Source organism: Bradyrhizobium sp. BLXBL-03 (assembly GCF_051853015.1).
Classification (GTDB): Bacteria; Pseudomonadota; Alphaproteobacteria; order Rhizobiales; family Xanthobacteraceae; genus Bradyrhizobium; species Bradyrhizobium manausense.
Window position 1 is genome coordinate 3,237,360 of sequence record NZ_CP182470.1, and the last position, 17,502, is coordinate 3,254,861.

A 17,502-nucleotide genomic window follows, 5' to 3' on the forward strand; every position below is an offset into this window, starting at 1 on the left:
GCGGGATTACTCGGTCGAGTCGAAATCCTCTTCCTTGGTGCCGAGCAGCGACACGATCGTACGCAGGCCGGAATCGAGCTGCTCGAACGAGGGCGGGGCAAGCGCGAGTCGCACCGCATTCGGTGCATGGCCGTGCGCGACCGCGAAGGTCGAGGACGGCGTCAATGCAATGCCGCGCCGGGCCGCCGCGGCGACGAAGGTCTGCGAGCGCCAATGCGGCGGCAGCGTCAGCCACAGATGATAGGAGCGCGGATCGGCCGAAAGCTGGTAGCCGGCGAGCAGTCGTGCCGCGGTCTGCTGGCGCCGCGCCGCGTCGATGCGCTTCAGCCGCGTCAGCTCGGCGACGGTGCCGTCGGCCATCAACCGTTGTCCGGCGGCGAGTGCGTGGCCGGAGGCGATCCAGCCGCCGGTGCGCACCGCGCTCATCATGCTTTCGCGCAAGTGCGGCGGCGCAACCAGGATGCCGAGCGCCAGGCCCGGTGCAACCTTCTTCGAGAGGCTGTCGAGCACGATGCAGCGGTCCGGCCCGAGCGCTGCAAGCGGGGTATCGTCGGCAAGAAAGCCGTAGACGGTGTCCTCGATGATGGTGAGATCGAGCTTCTCGGCGATGCGCATGATGTCGGCGCGCCGCGTCGCGTTCATGGTGACGCCGAGCGGATTCTGGATGATCGGCTGCAGATACAGCGCCGACAGATGCGCTTCGCGATGCGCCTTCTGGATCGCATCGGGCCGCGCGCCGAATTCGTCCATCGGAATCGGCACCAGCGTGATGCCGAGCCGCGCGGCGATGCTCTTGACGTAAGGGTAGCTCAGCGCTTCGACGCCGCAGCGGCCGCCGGTCGGCACCAGCGCTGCCAGCGCGGCGGCGAGCGATTGCTTGCCGTTGGCGGTGAAGAGGATCTGCTCGGCCTGTGGCGCAAAATCCTTGCGGGCGAGATAGGCGGCGGCCGCAACGCGCGCGCTCTTGGTGCCGGTGCTGGTCGATGAGCGCAGCACGGCTTCCAGCGTATCGACGCGCTCGAGCCCGGCGAGGCTCTTGGCGATCATCGCCCATTGCTGCGGCAATAACGGATAATTGACCTCGAAATTGATCCGCGCGTCGGCCGGCTCGGCGATGGTCTCGACCTCGCGCCTGATGTCGCCGGAGATGAAGGTGCCGCGACCGACCTCGCCGACCACGAGCCCACGGCGCAGCAGCTCCGTATAGACGCGGCTGGCTGTCGAAACGGCAATGCCGCGATCATAGGCAAAATTGCGCTGCGGCGGCAGCCGGTCGCCGGGTCTTAACGTCCCCTTAGCGATATCTGCGGCAATGGCATCCGCAAGCTTCACGTACTCGAACTTGGACATTATTGCACCGAGAGCAATGTTTTTGTTGCTCCGAGAAATGTACTGGAGCATTTAAGTTCCATCAAGGTCCGCGATGGAGCCGAGGGGAGCGAGAGCAATCCGACGGCACATGAGGTGCAGGCGCTTCCAGCGTTTGCGCCAACGGCATGCGCTTCGCCGCGTAGGACCAATGGCCGGAGAAGAAACATGACCACGATCTCGCAAACTGCCGGGCGGAGCTTACGCCCATCCACCTCGAGCGGATTTTTTGCCACGCTCGTCAATGCTGCCTACGCGCTGTTCGACCGCCTGGAACGCCGCTCCGCCGTCAAGACGCTGAACGAGCTCGACGACCGCGCCCTGCGCGACATCGGCATCAACCGCAGCCAGATCGAGGACGCCGTGTACGGGCAGTTCAAGGCCGAGCTGACCCGGTTTCTGTGATCTTGCTCGCCTGCGTCCCGGACGCGCTGCAGCGTTCTTGCGCTGCCGCGCAGAGCCGGGACCCAGGCGGCGACGCGGTGCGCTGATACATGGGCCCCGGCTCTGCAGCGCATCACTCCGTGCTGCGCCACGTCGGGGCACGAGTGTGTGTTTTGGGCACACCTGCATCATCCCCGTCATTGCGAGCGCAGCGAAGCAATCCAGAGCCCATCGGCTGAGACAAGTCTGGATTGCTTCGCGGCGCTCGCAATAACGGCTTGGTAAGGGTTTAGACCCGGCTCCGAGCTCAGTACCTTGAGTAGTCCGGATGGAGCGTAGCGTAATCCGGATTCTTGCCGATCGATGGACGGGTCCCGGATTGCGCTGCGCTCCATCCGGGCTACGTCGGAATGTTTTAGTGCCGCACCACCAGCACGGAGCATTTGGCATAACGCACCACATGCCCGGCATTGGAGCCGAGAAAATAGGTGCGCATCGCCGGCCGGTGCGAGGTCATGACGATCAGGTCGGCCTTCATCTGCGCGGCTTCCTCCAGGATCTCGTGATAGATGCCGCCCTGGCGCACCACGGTGGAGATGTGGGCGGGGTCGATGCCGGATTCGCGGGCGACGATGGCGAGCGCCTCTTCGGAGGTCTGGCGCTGCTGTTCGTCGAAGTCGGCAGGGACATATTCGGCCAGCATCACCGGCGTCATCGGCAGCACGTTGAGCAGCCGGACCGATCCGCTCCAGTTCTGCGACAGCGTCGTCGCGGTCGCGATCGCAGGCTTTGCCAGATCGGTGTCGGCGAGGTCGATGGGCACGAGAATGGACTTGAACATCTGCGCCTCCAAATCTTCCGGTCAGCACGTTGTCCCGGTACGTCGCGCGATCATCCCAGTCGAAGCAGCTTGGGGCTGACGAACAGCACCAGTTTGCCGCGGCGGTAGGCCACGTCGCCCCAATCCTTGACGTCAAAGTCGAGGATCGCAAGCCCCGCCGTGGGCAGATTGTCGGTGAGCGCCTTGGCACTGGCCTTGTCGCCGCTGCCCGTGAGCATCAGCGCCGCCTCGTGCATGCCGGGATTGTGCCCGACCAGCAGGAGCCGCTTGGGATTGGCCGGGATCGTTGCAGTGCGAATGGTTTCGAGAATCTGCGCGGGATCGGCGCCATAGAGTTCCGGCAGAACCTCAACCCGCGGCGCTGCGACGCGGTCTTTCATCGCTTCCCAGGCGAGGTCCCAGGTCTGCCTAGCGCGGACGGCGTGCGACACCAGCACGGTCTCGGGGACCGGCGGATGGGTGGCCATCCAGTCGCCCATCTCGGCGGCGTCGCGCTGGCCGCGATGGTCGAGCCGGCGGTCCTGGTCGCGGCCGCTTGGCGCGTCGGTCTCGGTCTTGGCGTGACGCAGCAGCATCAAACGGCGCATGGCATTCTCGAATCGTTCCACGTCCAGGATAATCTACAGGTGCCTGTTGAGGACAAGGTGACAAGCGCCTGCTCGGTATCAAGTTGTTGTTTGGAGCATGATCTTGTCGGAAAACCGCTGCGCACTTTTCCGGATCATGCTCTAAGAAAACGACATGAGCGAGACTTTCACAAGCGCGTCCCAGGAAGAAGCCGGCCTTCGCGAGCGTGCCCGGCTGTCGTTCGATCTCGATGCCGATATTTGCGTGATCGGGGCAGGGCTTGCCGGCCTTTCCGTGGCCCTCGAGGCGGCACGGCTGGGGGCCAGCGTCGCGGTGCTCGAGGGCCGTCACATCGGCTGGAACGCCTCCGGCAACCAGCTCGGCACCGTGATGCCGGGCTTCGCGCTGCCGCTCACCGATCTGATCGAGCGCATCGGCTTCGAGGATGCCAGTGAGCTGTGGGCGCTCTCGAAGGAGGGCGCCGAGCTCGTCCGGGCCAACGCTACCGAAGAGAACATGCCTGATATCGGCCTCACCGAGGGCGTGCTCGAGGTCTCCAACGTCGATGCCGGCGACCGGCTGATCAGCCGGCTCCAGATGCTGTACGAGGATTTCGATACCGAGGTCGAAGGCTGGCAGGTCGATCGCGTGCGCGCGGCGCTCAAGACCGATCGCTACTTCCACGGGGTCTATTATCCCAAAGCGTTCCAGGTCGACGGCCGCAAATATGTGCATGGTCTCGCCGCGCTGGCGCGGCGCGCCGGTGCGCGCATCTTCGAGGATACGCCGGTCGTCAGCATCGATCATTCCGGCATCCGCAAGCGCATCGTCACGCCTTCGGCGCGGCTGCGCGCCTCCCACATCGTGCTGGCCGGCAACATTCATCTCGGTGCGCCATTGCGGCGGCTGTCGGATACGCTGCTGCCGGTCTCGCGCTATGCCGGCATCACCGCGCCGCTCGGCGAGCGCGTGCATGACATCATCGGCTTCAAGGGATCGGTGATGGATGACGACGGCGTCGATCATTTCCGCATCGTCGATGGCGACCGCCTGATGTGGGAGAGCCCGGAGACCACCTGGGCCGCCCGACCGCAGCGTTTTGCAGGCAGCGTCAAGCGTCGGATCCGGTCGATCTTCCCCGAGCTCGGCAATGTCGAGATATCGGAGACATTCGGCGGCGCCACCGGCCAGACCGTGCACGGCATGCCGCAGATCGGGCAGCTGCGCAAAGGTCTGTGGGTGGCGAGCGGGTTCGGCCGCCAGGGCATGAACACGTCGGCCATGGCCGGGCAACTGATCGCGCGCAGCATTCTGTGGGGGGAGGAGCGCTGGAAGCTGTTTTCGCCGTTCGAGCTGGTCTGGGCTGGCGGCACGACGGGGCGGGTCGCAGGGCAGCTGGTCGGCCTCTGGGGCAGGGCGAGTTCCGCGGCCGCGGGGACGCTGGCCCGCTACCGCGAGCGGGCGCGGGTGAAGGATAGGCAGCGCGAGGCGCGCCTCGCCGAGGCCAACCGGGCCGCCGGCACCGGTCCGCCCCGCCAGCCGCCCGGGGTTCGGCCGCGACTGGCTCCAGCGCCACCGCAACCGCCTGCTACGGAGGGGGCGGAACCGGCCGCGCGGGAGCAGGGCGTCTCGCAATAAGGGCGCGAAAAATCCCGACTGGACGTGTAACATTGTCCGTCAGAGCCCGTAGCTCAGGGCGTAGACGCTCCCGTACGGAGAATGAGATGTTTGACCGCCGCATCCTGCTAACGACAGTCGCCGGCCTGTTTGGCCTTTCGGCCTTCCGCTGGCTGAGGACAACACCGGCGCAGGCCGGAGAGAAGGCCGCGCAAAAGTTCGAGATCGAGAAGACCGACGCCGAGTGGCGTGCGCAATTGACGCCGCAGCAATATGAGATCCTGCGCAAGGAAGGCACCGAGCGCCCGGGCTCCAGCCCGCTGCTGAATGAGCACCGCAAGGGCGTCTTCGCCTGCGCCGGCTGCGACCTGCCGCTGTTTAGCTCGGAGACCAAGTTCGAGAGCGGCACGGGTTGGCCGAGCTTCTACCAGCCGATCGAGGGCAATGTCGGCAAGACCGAGGACCGCAGCTTCGGCATGGTGCGCACCGAGGTGCATTGCCGGCGTTGCGGCGGCCATCTCGGCCACGTCTTCGACGACGGTCCGAAGCCGACCGGACTGCGCTATTGCATCGACGGTTTCGGACTGGTTTTCCACCCGGCGACGCCGTCGGCGACATAGGGCTTTCTCCTCGTCATTCCGGGGCGGTCCGCAGGACCGAACCCGGAATCTCGAGGTTCCGGATTCGATGCTGACGCATCGCTCCGGAACGACTTTAGCCCCGGCAATTGTTGCCGGTCCGGCAATTATGCCCCGGTCCATCGACCGGGGCATCTCTATTTAAGTCATTGATTTTGTGAAGATACCCTCATTGGCATAGGCCTTGCGACTGTCTCCTTCGACTGCGGCCATGGTCGACCGGCCGCCGAGACCGGATTTGGAGACAAAGTTATGGGTATCTTCGATGCAATGAACACCTCGGTGGGTGGCCTGCAGGCGCAGTCCTACGCGCTTCAGAACATCTCGGGCAACATCGCGAACTCGTCCACCACCGGTTACAAGGGCATCGGCACCAGCTTTGTCGATCTCATTCCCGACGCCTCGGTCCCGAGCAAGCAGGTCGCGGGCGGGGTGACGGCCAACGCCAAGGCCACCATCACCACCCAGGGCACGATCTCGTCCTCCAGCGTCGCCACCAACATGGCGATCACCGGTGACGGCTTCTTCTCCATCCAGAAAGCCACCAGCATCGTCGACAACCTGCCGCAGTTCAGCGGCGTGACCTATTACACACGGCGCGGCGACTTCCAGCTCAACGCCAACGGCAACCTCGTCAACGGCGCCGGCTACTATCTGATGGGCGTCACGGTCGATCCGAAGACCGGCAACCCGCAGGGCAACGTTGCGAGCGTCCTGAAATTCCAGAACAACTTCATCCCGGCGCAGGCAACCACCTCAATCCAGTACGCCGCCAACTTGCCGAGCGTGCCGAACACGGTGGCGAGCTCGACCGCAGCGACCGGTACTCTTCTGGCAGCCGGCGGTATCAACCCATCGGATTTCGCCGCGAACCCGCTGCCGGTCGGCACGCCGCCCGCACCCTATACCAACGCGACGGTATCCGGCGCAGCCGCAACCGGCAATTTGCGATCGCCGTACTCGTCGACGACGGGGACGGGGACGGTTGCGCTCCAGAACAATTCGGCCGCGGTTGCATCGACCTCCACGTCGCTCGACAACACGGTGGGCACCCATCTCGCCTCCAGCATCCTCACCGCGCTGAGCGGCCAGACGCTGACCATCAACGGCAACACCATCACCTTCAACGGCGGCGCCACCGTCACCACGGCGGGCAGCAACACCACGATCGGTCTCGGCGCCGGCACGACGGCGACGGTTCAGAGTATCCTGACCGCGATTCAAACCGCAGGCGGCGCCGGTGTCACGGCGACCCTGACGGCGAGCGGCAACATTCAGATCTCGACAGGCACGACCACCGACGTGGCGGTCGGCAGTGGTACGGCGGCGACCGCGCTCGGCCTCAGCAGCGTGACGCGCGGCGGCAACGTGTTGTCCTCTCCAGCGATCACCGGTGCCACGGTGCTGAGCGGCACCGCGACCGCCGGCGGCGCCGAGGTGCTCACATCGGGGTTTATTGCGGGCGACACGATCACGGTCGACGGTCAGACGCTGACCTTCATGGCGTCGGGCGCGGCCGGCGCGAACCAGATCAACGTCACCGACAACATTACGACCCTGCTCGGAAAGATTGACGCTCTCTCCGGTGCGTCGGGATCATCGGTCAGCGCCGGTGGCGTGATCACGCTGAACACCGGCACCGTTTCGAACCTGTCGGTGTCGAGCTCCAACAGCGCCGCCTTCGCCGCGCTCGGCTTCACCTCGACCATCACCAAGAATCGCAACGGAGGTGGCACCGCAGGAACCGGCGGCGTGATCGGCAACGATATCGCGACATTCACCAAGGAATCGATCAGCGGCGGTGCGGTGACGGCCTACAACGCCGCCGGCACGCCGGTGAACCTGCAATTGCGCTGGGCCAAAACGGATAGCGCCTCGCTGGGGCCCGGTCATTCCGACAGCTGGAACCTGTTCTACCAGACCGACCCGAACGCCACCGGTACGGCGGTCGGCTGGGTCAATACCGGGCAGGCGTTCACCTTCGCCGCCGACGGCTCGCTGACGTCGCCGAGCGGCTCCGGCATCACAATCCCGAATGTCAGCGTCGGTGGTCAATCGCTCGGCTCGGTCGCCTTCAACATCTCCTCCGGCGGGCTGACGCAATATGCCTCGACCAGTGGCGCGGTGACCATCAACACCATCACGCAGAACGGCTACGCCGCCGGCCAGCTCCGCTCGGTCGCCGTCAACAATAACGGCCTTGTGGTCGGCACCTTCTCCAACGGCCAGAACCTCGACCTCGCCCAGGTGTCGTTGTCGCACTTCAACGGCACCAACTACCTCAAGGCGCTCGACGGCGGCGCCTACGCGGCGACGGACCAGTCGGGTCCGGCGATCGACGGCGCCTCGGGCACCATCAGCGGCTCGTCGCTGGAGGGATCCAACACCGACATCGCGGACGAGTTCACCAAGCTGATCGTGACCCAGCAGGCCTATTCGGCCAACACCAAGGTGATCACGACGGCGAATTCGATGGTCCAGGATCTCCTCAACGTGTTGCGCTGATCGGCGCCCAACGTAACCAAAGGCGGCAAGTAAGATGGGTTTGAGTTCAGCCCTTGCCAGTGCGATGAGCGGCCTGCGTGCCAACCAGGCCGCGCTCTCGATCGTCTCGTCGAACGTCGCAAACTCGCAGACGCCGGGTTACGTCGCCCAGACGCCGAACCAGATCGAAGTCTCCACCGGTGACTTCGGCGCCACGGCGAAGACGACAGGCGTCAGCCGCGACATCGACAGCTATGTGCAGAACCAGCTGCGCACCGAGACCGGCGGTAGCGGCTATGCCGACCAGATGGCCAACATTCTGAAGCAGCTTCAGAGTGTGTATGGCACGCCCGGCAACAGCGGCACGCTCGAAAACGCGCTGAACGATTTCACCTCCTCGCTCCAGGCGCTCTCGACCAATGCGGGCTCTTCGTCGGCACAGCGCGTTGCGCTCGGCGCCGCGCAGGCGCTGGCGACGCAGCTCAATGTCACCACCAAGGGCATCCAGTCGCTGCGTTCGAACGTCGAGCAGGATCTCAGCACCTCCTCGCAAGCCGCCAATGCGGCGTTGAACCAGATCGCCGACATCAACATCAAGCTGCAAGGCCTGGCGCCGACCGATCCGTCAGCGGCAAACCTGATGGACCAGCGCGACCAGGCCATCAATAGCCTGTCGAAATATGTCGACGTCCGCGTCACCACCGACGGATCGAACCAGGCCAATATCTACACCACGACAGGCATCCAGCTGGTCGGTGCGGGCCTCGCCTCGCAATTCTCGTTCGCGTCCGTGGGCGCGCTGAGTGCGACATCGCTCTATAATATTGATCCCGCCAAATCAGGCGTTGGCGCGCTCGCCATCAAGCTGCCGAACGGCTCCTCCATCGACGTCGCCGGCAACAACGTCGTTTCCTCCGGCCAGATCGCGGCCGATTTGAAGCTGCGCGACCAGACGCTGGTGCAGGCGCAGAACCAGGTCGACCAGCTCGCCGCGACGATGTCGAGCGCGTTGTCGGACAAGACCACGGCGGGCACTCCCGTCTCCGGCCCGCCCGCCGGCTTCGACATTGATCTTGCCGGCGCGCTGCCGGGCAACACCGTCAACATCACCTATACCGACTCCACCAACACCCAGCGCCAGGTGACGCTGGTGAACGTGACCGATCCGACGGCGCTGCCGCTCCAGAACGCCACCAATGCCAATCCGGTGCAGATCGGCGTCGATTTTTCCAGCGGCATGGGCGCGATCGCCTCCGCGCTCAACACCGCGCTGTCGGGCTCGCATTTGTCGTTCTCCGCAGCGCCGTCGCCGGCGACCGCGACGACGCTGCGCGTCACTGACGACAACAGCGGCCTCGCCAAGGTCACTGCGGCGTCGAGCAGCAAGACGGTCTCCTCGCTGACCTCGGGCGGTCCGCAGCTGCCGCTGTTCACCGACGGTGGCCAGGCGCTCTACACCGGCGCAATCACGGGGACGGGCTTGCAGATGACCGGCCTTGCCGGCCGCATCGCCGTGAACACGCAGCTCACCGCTGACCCGACCCGGCTGTCGATCTACAGCACCTCGCCGCTGACGCCCACCGGTGACACCACGCGCTCGGACTATCTGTACTCGCAGCTCACCAGCGCGGTGTACTCCTATTCGCCGCAGACCGGTCTCGGCTCGGCCAGCCAGCCGTTCACCGGCAGCGTTTCGAACTACCTCCAGCAGTTCCTGAGCGTGCAGGCCAACGCCTCGACCCAGGCGACCCAGCTGCAGCAGGGCCAGAGCGTCGTGGTCTCGACGCTGCAGGCCAAGTTCAACTCGACCTCCAGCGTCAATCTGGACTCGGAGATGTCGAACCTGATCCAGCTCCAGAATGCCTATGCCGCCAACGCCCACGTGATGTCGGTGGTGCAGAGCATGATGAACACGTTGATCCAGGCTCAAGGGTAATCAGTAGGGCTCTGAAACATGTCGATCAGCAGCATCAATTACGGCTCGTCAGTCCTCGGCGCGCAGATCCGCAATATCAACCAGCAGCTCACCGACCTGTCGACGCAGCTCTCGACCGGCAAGCTGTCGCAGAACTATTCCGGCATGGGCACCAACGAAGGCTTTGCGATCGCCTCGCGCGCGCAGCTTTCGAACATTGCCGCCTATACCGACACGATCACCAACGTCAACGTCAACATCAATCTCGCCAACACCGCGCTGCAGTCGCTGACGACGATCCGCAACACGGTGCAGACAGGCTCGGCCGGCACCTCGCAGGATCTCAACGTCAACGGCCAGACGGTGGCGCAGAACACGGCGGCCGCGCAGTTCGGCTCGATGGTCGGCGTCCTCAACACGCAGTCGGGCAACCGCTACCTGTTCTCCGGGACCGCCTACAACACGCAATCCGTCGCCAATGCCGGCGACATCATCAATGGCACCACGATGCAAGCGGGCCTGAAGACCGTCATGGCAGAGCGCCAGGCCGCCGATCTCGGCGCCAACGGCATGGGACGGCTGGTGCAGTCGACGTTGCCATCCGGCGCGATCCAGGTGCAGGAGGATTCGCCGACGTCGCCGTTCGGGCTGAAGATCGCGGCGGTGTCCTCGACGCTGACGGGCGCGACCGTCACCGGCCCGAGCGGCTCGCCGGTATCGTTCTCGGTCAATCTCAATGGCGTCAATCCAAAGAATGGCGACAAGCTCAGCGTGCAGTTCACGCTGCCCGATGGTTCGACCGAGCAGATCGACCTGACCGCGTCCACTGCGACGCCGACGCCGGTCGGGAGCTTTGCGATCGATCCCGGCAATCCCAATATCATTCCAGCGGTCCCATCCAACCCGGCCATCACCTCGGCGAACCTCAACACCGCGCTGAACACCGCAATCAAGAAGCTGGCGGGCACCTCGCTGGTGGCCGCATCGGCCGTCGCCGCCGGCGACAACTTCTTCAATACGGCGGGATCCGCCACCGCGAATGGTGCGGCCCTCGGCAATCTGGTCTCACCCTATACCTCGACGACCGGGACGGGGTCGGTCGCGTTGCAGGACAGCGCATCGGCGGCTGCCACAACGACGACGTCGCTCGATGCTTCGGCGACACCCCATCTCAACGGGGCCGTTCTCAGCGCGCTCGCCAACGCTCCGACCGGTACTACTTTGACCATCACCGGCGCGAGCGGCGCCCAAACGATCACCTTCGACCCCAACGTCACCACGGTCACGACGGCCAGCGGCAATACCACGATCGGATTGGCGTCGGGCAGCACCGCGAAAGTGTCCGACATCTTGAATGCGATCGCGACGGCCGCCGGCATCCCCCCCGCCAACGTGACCCTGAGCGCCAGCGGCAATACCCAGATCGCGACCGGCACCGCCACAGACGTGACGGTCACCGCCGGCCCGGCGGCCACGGCGCTCGGTCTCAGCAGCGTGATGCGAGGCGTCAACACGCCGTCGACGCCTCCGATCACCGGTTCAACCGTGCTGAGCGGCACGGCGACCCCGGGCGGCCCGGAAGTCCTCCAATCGGCGTTCCAGGCGGGGCCGCCTGCCGACACCATCACGGTGAATGGTCAGACGCTGACTTTTGTCGCCTCGGGCGCCAGCGGGCCAAACCAGATCAACATTACCGACAACGTCGCAACTCTCCTCAGCAAGATCGATCAGCTCACCGGCACCACGAAGCCGTCGACCATCCATGGCGGCGTGATCACGATCAACACGGACGATCCCGGCAGCCTCAACATCACGAGCTCAAACAGCGCGGCGTTCGCGGCGCTCGGCTTCACGACCTCCCCGGTCACGGCTGCAAAGGCCCCGCTGCGCGTCGGCTCTTCGCCATCAGGCTCGGCGACGACGCTGGTGAACGGCTCGGCCACCACAGTGAAATGGTACACCGGCAATGACGGGCCGGGATCGGCGCGCTCGACCGCAGTGGCGCGGGTGGACGATTCCGTCACGGTGCAATATGGCGCGCAGGCCGACGAGACCGCGATCCGCAAGCAGTTGCAGGCGATCGCCGTGTTCGGCACGTTCTCGACCTCGCCGACCGGGCAGTATGCGGGCGGGCAGGTGGCCGCGTTGGCGTTGCGCACCACGCAGGCTCTGACGCCGCAGCCGGGGCAACAGAAGATCGAGGACATCCAGACCGACATCGCGATGGCCCAGAACACGATGAAGGATGCGACCACGCGCCAGACCCAGGCCAAGGCGCAACTCCAGACCATCGTCGACCAGGCGGAATCGGCTTCGCCCGACCAGGTCGCGAGCGAGATCCTGTCGCTCCAGAACGCGCTACAGGCGTCCTACCAGACGACCGCCAAGCTCGCGGAGCTCTCGCTGGTCAAGTTCCTGTAACGGCGCATTAAGGCGCCGTTAACCATGCCTGTTTACCTCTTGGAGAGGATTGGAGCGGGCGGAGCCGTCAATGTCGGACAAGATGCAATTGGTGGTGGCGACGCCCTGCTTCGGCGGGCAGGTTTCGAGCATCTATGCGAGCTCCATCTTCGCGCTCCAGCGCGCCGTGCACGGCATGTCCAACCTCGGGCTCAAGGTGCTGTTGCGGGACGGCGATGCGCTGATCACGCGCGCACGGGCCAATCTGGTCGCGATGTTCCTGGACGACCCTCAGGCCACGCATTTTCTGTTCATCGACGCCGACATCGGCTTCAAAGCCGAGCAGGTGTTCCGGCTGATCGAATGCGGCGCCGACGTTGTTGCCGGCTGCTATCCGATCAAGCGGGTCAACTGGGACAAGGCGAGGCGGGCGATCCAGGCCGGCCGGACCGACGTGACGGCGGCCTCGCTCGATTATGTGCTCGAGATCGAGGACCCCGATCGCATCGTGGTGGTCAACGGTTTTACCCGCGTGCGCTATGCGGGCACCGGCTTCCTCATGATCCGCCGCCAGGCGCTGGAGGCGATGTGCCGCCATCCTGACTACGCCAATCTGCAGTTCTTCCGCGAGCATTCGCACGATACGCTGGCCGCGAGCCGGAACCGGTTCGCGCTGTTCGAATGCATGATCGATCCGGCGAGCGGCACTTACCTCTCCGAGGACTTCGCCTTCTGCAAGCGCTGGACCGATATCGGTGGCGAGATCTGGGCCGACATCCAGAGCTCGCTCGATCATGTTGGTCCCTCGGTGTTCCACGGCGACATCGCCTCGCAATTCGCTGCCGTGCCTGCGGCGGCCGACGCGGCGTGAGCTTGTCGGGATGAGCGTCGGCGCATCCCGCCCGTCAGACATCGCGCGCGCATCCGAGCGCGGCTCGCGCTATCGTCTGCGCGATCTGTTCACACCGCTGGATACGCTGCTCGTCTCCGGCGGTGACGGGCGGCTGGCGCTTGACTCGAAACAGTGCGTCAACGCCTATGGCTGCGGATCCTCGCCTGAGCCCGAAATCTGGAATTTCGCCTCTTCGACCGCATCGACGATCTCGCAAGGAGCCTATGACCGCGCCGCGCTGGCGCGCGAGGAACTGGTCCACAAATCGCTGTTCGACGAGGTCGAGATCGCCTTCGACCGGCGCTGCGAGGACATGCGCGAGGAGCTGCGCGGGCACTTCCTGCTCGCGCCGAGCGTCGATGTCGTGTTCTCGCCATCGGGTACGGATTCCCAGCTGCACGCTCTGTTCCTTGCCCACGCGGTGCTCGGCGCGCCGCCGGTGACGATCGTGGTGGGTGCCGACCAGACCGGCAGCGGCACTGTTCATACCGCGCGCGGGCACCATTTCAGCACGGTGACGGCGAGTGGCGTTGCGGTGCGCAAGGACGCGGCGATCTCGGGCCTTGCCGGCGACACGATCGCGGTGCCGCTGCTTGACGCCGCTTCCGGCTTCGCCATGCGTCCTGACGCGGATGATGCTGTCATCCGTGCAATCGAAGCCAGCCTCGCGCAAGGCAGGCGCGTTCTGTTGCACATCATGGATTCGTCAAAGTTCGGCTGGCGCGCGCCAAGTTTCGCCTGTCTCAACGAGATCGCGCGGCGCTGGCCGCGCGAGGTTCAGATCGTCGTCGATGCCTGCCAGGCGCGACTCGGCCGCCGCCGGCTGCGCCTCTATCTCGATCGCGGCTACATGGTGCTGATAACAGGCTCCAAGTTCTTGGGCGGCCCCGCCTTCAGCGGCGCGCTGCTGCTGCCGAAGGGATTGTCGCGGGCGCTCGACCGGATCGACCGGATCGCGCCTGATTTCTTCGATTATGCCGGCCGCTGTGACTGGCCGATGGCGTGGACGGCGCTGCGCTCGCGCTTCGAACGCCGTCCGAATTTCGGTCAATGGCTGCGCTGGGAAGCGGCCCTGGCCGAGATCGGCACCTATTATGCTGTGCCCGGCGCCTTCCGCACCAAGGCGATGGCCGAGCTGGCAGCCGGCATCGACAGCATGATCGCGCTGTCGCCGTCGCTGCGTGCCGTCCCGCAACCCGTCGGCACTGCCGATGCCGATGATGAAGAATTTATGCAGCGATCGATCTTTCCGTTCACCCTGGTGCGCCACAATAGGCCGGTGTCGATCTCGGATACCAGCACCGTCCATCGCGCGCTCGCGCGCGCCATGAACGATGACATCGGCGGCAGCGCCGCGGACCGGCAGGTCGCGGCGCAACGCTGCCTCGTCGGCCAGCCGGTGCGGCTGCAGCAGCCGGACGGTGCGCCGCAGGCTGCGTTGCGGCTCTGTGTCGGCGCGCGAGACGTCACCGAGGCCTGGTCGGCCGACAGCGCGCAAGCGCAACGTAATGTGCAGCACATTCTCGATCGCATCGCCCACGTCCTGGTGAAGATCGAGCTGCTGCTTGACCGTACCGCCGCTGTGCCGGCGTAGCCCGTATAGGTGTGAAATGTTGCATCCGCTTGCCGCGCCCGACTATGCCGACCGTATCGGCTTTGCGCATTTAACGCGCCAGGCCTTCGAGGGTGTCGACCTGCACCCGCTGCGCGAGCATCTGCTGGCGCGAATTGCCGAAGGGACGGCGCAGGCTGGCGAGGGCCTGGATCTGTCCCTGATCGCCCAGCTGATGGGGGAAAAGGAAGCCGGGCTCGTCATCCAGTCCGAGGTGCTCTCGTTCCACCAGCTGTTTCGGACTCCTACCGCTGCACCGAAGCCGGGTCTGCGCGTGCTGGCTCTGGCAGCGGACATCGACATGGGCGGCAACACGCCGATCGAATTCCTGCTCGAAGGTTCCGACATCGAGCTCCTGACGCTTTATGTGACCAAGGACAAAGGCCTGCCGGAAACGCTGCCCGAGCACGACGTTGCCATCGTGGTCGCATCCGATTCCGAGGAATGCCGCGAAGCGCTTGCGCTGATCGCAAAGGCTGCGCCGAACTGGCCGCGGCCGTTGCTCAATCGCCCCGAGCTGATCGGCAATCTCGATCGCGACAAATTATTCCGGCTGCTCGCCGGTATTCCCGGTCTCGACATTCCCGTGACCGCCCATGCGACCCGTGCACAATTGACCGCTCTGGCGGAAGGCCGGATTGCCTGCTCGGAGATCACGGGCGAGTTGCACTTTCCGATGATTGCGCGGCCGCGCGGTACGCATGCCGGCGTTGGACTTGCCAAGCTCGACGATGCCGCCGCGCTCGCGGCCTATCTCGCCGAGCGACAGGAGCAGGACTTCTTCGTGGCGCGTTTTGTCAACTACGTGAGCCCCGACGGGCTCTATCGAAAAATCCGGCTCACCGTGGTCGACGGCAAGCCCTATGCCTGCCACATGGCGATCGCCGATCGCTGGGACATCTGGTATCTCAACGCCTACATGGCGTTCAGCGAAGAGAAGCGGGCTGAAGAGGCCATCTTCATGCAGGACTTCGATCGCGCTTTCGCGGCGCGCCACAGATCCGCGCTTGACGAAATGAGCCGGCGCGTCGGGCTCGATTACTTCATCGTCGATTGCGCCGAGAATCAGAAAGGCGAGCTGTTGGTGTTCGAAGCCGACAACACCGCCGTCGTGCACAACATGGATTCGCCTGCCGTGTTTCCATACAAGCCGCCGCAGATGCGCAAGATCTTTGCCGCATTCACAGCGATGCTGTCGCGGCATGCCGAGGGGACCGCAACGGCGGGCGTGGGAAGCGCAGCATGAACGAGATCATCCGCCATCCGAAGGCCGGCGCCACGAACGGGTCGCTCGATCCACAGGACTGGAGCGCGTTTCGCGACCTCGCCCATCGTATGCTGGACGAGGCGATCGACGACATTGCCAATGTCCGCGCGCGGCCGGTCTGGCAGCCGATCCCCAACGAGGTCCGTGCGGCCATTCGAACCGACGTGCCGCGCGAGGCAACCGATCTCGCTGACGTCTATCGCGAGTTCTCCGAGCACGTCGCCCCTTACGCGACGGGCAACGTTCATCCCGGCTTCATGGGCTGGGTGCACGGCGGCGGCACCGCCGTTGGCATGGTCGCGGAGATGCTTGCAGCTGGCCTCAACGCCAATCTCGGCGGGCGCGATCACATGCCGATCGAGGTCGAGCGCCAGATCGTGGAGTGGATGCGCGGCCTGTTTGGCTTTCCGCAAGGTGCGAGCGGCATCTTCGTCACCGGCACGTCGGTGGCCAATCTGATGGCGGTGCTGGTGGCGCGCACGAATGCGCTCGGCACGCTGGCACGGCAGCACGGCATCGGCAGCGACGGTGCGCTGCTCACGGCCTACGCGTCGAAGGCCGCGCATGGCTGCATCTCTCGCGCCATGGACATTGCCGGCTTCGGCACCGATGCGCTGCGCAAGATCGAAGTCGATGCCGATCATCGGATCGATGTCGCTGCTCTGCGCGCACGGATTGCTGTTGATCGCGAAGTCGGTTTCAAGCCGTTCCTGGTCACGGCGTCGGCCGGCACTGTCGACATCGGTGCGATCGACGATCTCAGGGCGATCGCGGAGCTGTGTCGCGAGGAAGGCATCTGGTTTCACGTCGACGGCGCCTTCGGTGCGCTCGCGATCCTGTCGCCGGAACTCGCGCCGTTGCTTGATGGCATCGCGCTTGCGGATTCGATCGCACTCGACTTCCACAAATGGGGACAGGTGCCTTACGACGCCGGCTTCCTGCTGGTGCGCGACGGCGAACGTCACAGGCAGGCGTTTGCGCAGCCGGCGGCCTATCTGAGCCGCGAGGCGAGGGGGCTTGCGGCCGGCACTGTCTGGCCTTGCGATCTCGGCCCCGATCTGTCGCGCGGCTTCCGTGCGCTGAAGACGTGGTTCACGCTGAAGACGTTCGGCACTGACCGACTTGGCGAGGTGATCGCGCGAAGCTGTGCGCTCGCAAGATATCTGGAGACGTGTGTTCTCGCCGAGCCTCGGCTCGAGCTGCTGGCGCCCGTCAATCTCAATATCGTCTGCTTCCGCTACCGCGCCGCAGATGCGGTCAATCGCGAGATCGTCGCCGATGTCCAGGAATCCGGCATCGCTGCGCCATCGAGCACGATTTTGGACGGCAGGTTCGCGATCCGCGCCGCGATCGTCAATCATCGTACCGCCGAGAGCGATATCGATGCGCTGGTGGCGGCCGTGATCAGGTTCGGTATGCAGCGGACCGGCGGATTGATCGAGGTCGAGGCGCCGCCGCTCGCGGCGCGGTGTTCGTGATCAGCTGAAACGACAACGGCCCCGGAGATGATCCGGGGC

13 protein-coding genes are annotated in these 17,502 nt (G+C 65.1%); 10 read left to right on the top strand and 3 right to left on the bottom strand.

Going from position 1 to position 17,502, the window contains the following annotated elements; translation table 11 throughout:
• Window positions 1-6 precede the first annotated feature (6 nt).
• Complete coding sequence (locus ACNJX9_RS15330) at window positions 7-1,350, bottom strand: PLP-dependent aminotransferase family protein (protein WP_439409449.1); 1,344 nt, start codon at window positions 1,348-1,350, stop codon at window positions 7-9.
• A gap of 186 nt (window positions 1,351-1,536) precedes the next feature.
• On the opposite strand from ACNJX9_RS15330, the gene ACNJX9_RS15335 reads away from it, so the two are divergent.
• Window positions 1,537-1,773, top strand: a complete 237-nt coding sequence (locus ACNJX9_RS15335; protein ID WP_057749113.1) for a DUF1127 domain-containing protein — start codon at window positions 1,537-1,539, stop codon at window positions 1,771-1,773.
• Window positions 1,774-2,167: 394 nt separating this feature from the next.
• Here the strand turns inward: ACNJX9_RS15335 and ACNJX9_RS15340 are convergent, their stop codons facing one another.
• Together ACNJX9_RS15340 and ACNJX9_RS15345 are read right to left on the bottom strand one after the other, a co-directional pair.
• Window positions 2,168-2,593, bottom strand: a complete 426-nt coding sequence (locus ACNJX9_RS15340; protein ID WP_057749171.1) for a universal stress protein — start codon at window positions 2,591-2,593, stop codon at window positions 2,168-2,170.
• Window positions 2,594-2,643: 50 nt separating this feature from the next.
• Window positions 2,644-3,180 (bottom strand): SixA phosphatase family protein, encoded by a 537-nt coding sequence (locus ACNJX9_RS15345; RefSeq protein ID WP_057749116.1) that lies wholly within the window; start codon window positions 3,178-3,180, stop codon window positions 2,644-2,646.
• Between the two features lie 154 nt (window positions 3,181-3,334).
• On the opposite strand from ACNJX9_RS15345, the gene ACNJX9_RS15350 reads away from it, so the two are divergent.
• The 9 genes from ACNJX9_RS15350 to ACNJX9_RS15390 all read left to right on the top strand — a co-directional run bounded on the left by ACNJX9_RS15350 (window position 3,335) and on the right by ACNJX9_RS15390 (window position 17,463).
• Window positions 3,335-4,798 carry an NAD(P)/FAD-dependent oxidoreductase gene (locus ACNJX9_RS15350; protein ID WP_439409450.1) on the top strand — a complete coding sequence of 488 codons (1,464 nt, stop codon included), beginning with the start codon at window positions 3,335-3,337 and terminating at the stop codon, window positions 4,796-4,798.
• Window positions 4,799-4,884: 86 nt separating this feature from the next.
• On the top strand, window positions 4,885-5,397 hold the full coding sequence (gene msrB, locus ACNJX9_RS15355; RefSeq protein WP_057749122.1) for a peptide-methionine (R)-S-oxide reductase MsrB: 513 nt from the start codon (window positions 4,885-4,887) through the stop codon (window positions 5,395-5,397).
• 270 nt (window positions 5,398-5,667) lie between these two features.
• Window positions 5,668-7,920 carry a flagellar hook-basal body complex protein gene (locus tag ACNJX9_RS15360; protein WP_271599925.1) on the top strand — a complete coding sequence of 751 codons (2,253 nt, stop codon included), beginning with the start codon at window positions 5,668-5,670 and terminating at the stop codon, window positions 7,918-7,920.
• 34 nt (window positions 7,921-7,954) lie between these two features.
• The gene (flgK, locus tag ACNJX9_RS15365; protein WP_439409451.1) at window positions 7,955-9,835 is read left to right on the top strand and encodes a flagellar hook-associated protein FlgK; all 1,881 of its coding nucleotides are present in this window, start codon (window positions 7,955-7,957) and stop codon (window positions 9,833-9,835) included.
• Window positions 9,836-9,853: 18 nt separating this feature from the next.
• Window positions 9,854-12,235 carry a flagellar hook associated protein gene (locus tag ACNJX9_RS15370; RefSeq protein WP_439409452.1) on the top strand — a complete coding sequence of 794 codons (2,382 nt, stop codon included), beginning with the start codon at window positions 9,854-9,856 and terminating at the stop codon, window positions 12,233-12,235.
• Window positions 12,236-12,305: 70 nt separating this feature from the next.
• Complete coding sequence (locus tag ACNJX9_RS15375; protein WP_057749133.1) at window positions 12,306-13,085, top strand: hypothetical protein; 780 nt, start codon at window positions 12,306-12,308, stop codon at window positions 13,083-13,085.
• 10 nt (window positions 13,086-13,095) lie between these two features.
• Window positions 13,096-14,700, top strand: a complete 1,605-nt coding sequence (locus ACNJX9_RS15380; protein WP_439409453.1) for a hypothetical protein — start codon at window positions 13,096-13,098, stop codon at window positions 14,698-14,700.
• 16 nt (window positions 14,701-14,716) lie between these two features.
• On the top strand, window positions 14,717-15,964 hold the full coding sequence (locus tag ACNJX9_RS15385; RefSeq protein ID WP_439409454.1) for a hypothetical protein: 1,248 nt from the start codon (window positions 14,717-14,719) through the stop codon (window positions 15,962-15,964).
• On the top strand, window positions 15,961-17,463 hold the full coding sequence (locus ACNJX9_RS15390) for a pyridoxal phosphate-dependent decarboxylase family protein (RefSeq protein ID WP_439409455.1): 1,503 nt from the start codon (window positions 15,961-15,963) through the stop codon (window positions 17,461-17,463). The genes ACNJX9_RS15385 and ACNJX9_RS15390 overlap by 4 nt, the downstream gene beginning before the upstream one ends.
• Window positions 17,464-17,502 lie beyond the last annotated feature (39 nt).

Excerpts from the sequence above, each read along its gene's own strand:
- ACNJX9_RS15330 (WP_439409449.1), bottom strand. The coding sequence starts at position 1,350 with ATGTCCAAGTTCGAGTACGTGAAGCTTGCGGATGCCATTGCCGCAGAT.
- ACNJX9_RS15335 (WP_057749113.1), top strand. The coding sequence starts at position 1,537 with ATGACCACGATCTCGCAAACTGCCGGGCGGAGCTTACGCCCATCCACC.
- ACNJX9_RS15340 (WP_057749171.1), bottom strand. The coding sequence starts at position 2,593 with ATGTTCAAGTCCATTCTCGTGCCCATCGACCTCGCCGACACCGATCTG.
- ACNJX9_RS15345 (WP_057749116.1), bottom strand. The coding sequence starts at position 3,180 with ATGCGCCGTTTGATGCTGCTGCGTCACGCCAAGACCGAGACCGACGCG.
- ACNJX9_RS15350 (WP_439409450.1), top strand. The coding sequence starts at position 3,335 with ATGAGCGAGACTTTCACAAGCGCGTCCCAGGAAGAAGCCGGCCTTCGC.
- msrB (WP_057749122.1), top strand. The coding sequence starts at position 4,885 with ATGTTTGACCGCCGCATCCTGCTAACGACAGTCGCCGGCCTGTTTGGC.
- ACNJX9_RS15360 (WP_271599925.1), top strand. The coding sequence starts at position 5,668 with ATGGGTATCTTCGATGCAATGAACACCTCGGTGGGTGGCCTGCAGGCG.
- flgK (WP_439409451.1), top strand. The coding sequence starts at position 7,955 with ATGGGTTTGAGTTCAGCCCTTGCCAGTGCGATGAGCGGCCTGCGTGCC.
- ACNJX9_RS15370 (WP_439409452.1), top strand. The coding sequence starts at position 9,854 with ATGTCGATCAGCAGCATCAATTACGGCTCGTCAGTCCTCGGCGCGCAG.
- ACNJX9_RS15375 (WP_057749133.1), top strand. The coding sequence starts at position 12,306 with ATGTCGGACAAGATGCAATTGGTGGTGGCGACGCCCTGCTTCGGCGGG.
- ACNJX9_RS15380 (WP_439409453.1), top strand. The coding sequence starts at position 13,096 with ATGAGCGTCGGCGCATCCCGCCCGTCAGACATCGCGCGCGCATCCGAG.
- ACNJX9_RS15385 (WP_439409454.1), top strand. The coding sequence starts at position 14,717 with ATGTTGCATCCGCTTGCCGCGCCCGACTATGCCGACCGTATCGGCTTT.
- ACNJX9_RS15390 (WP_439409455.1), top strand. The coding sequence starts at position 15,961 with ATGAACGAGATCATCCGCCATCCGAAGGCCGGCGCCACGAACGGGTCG.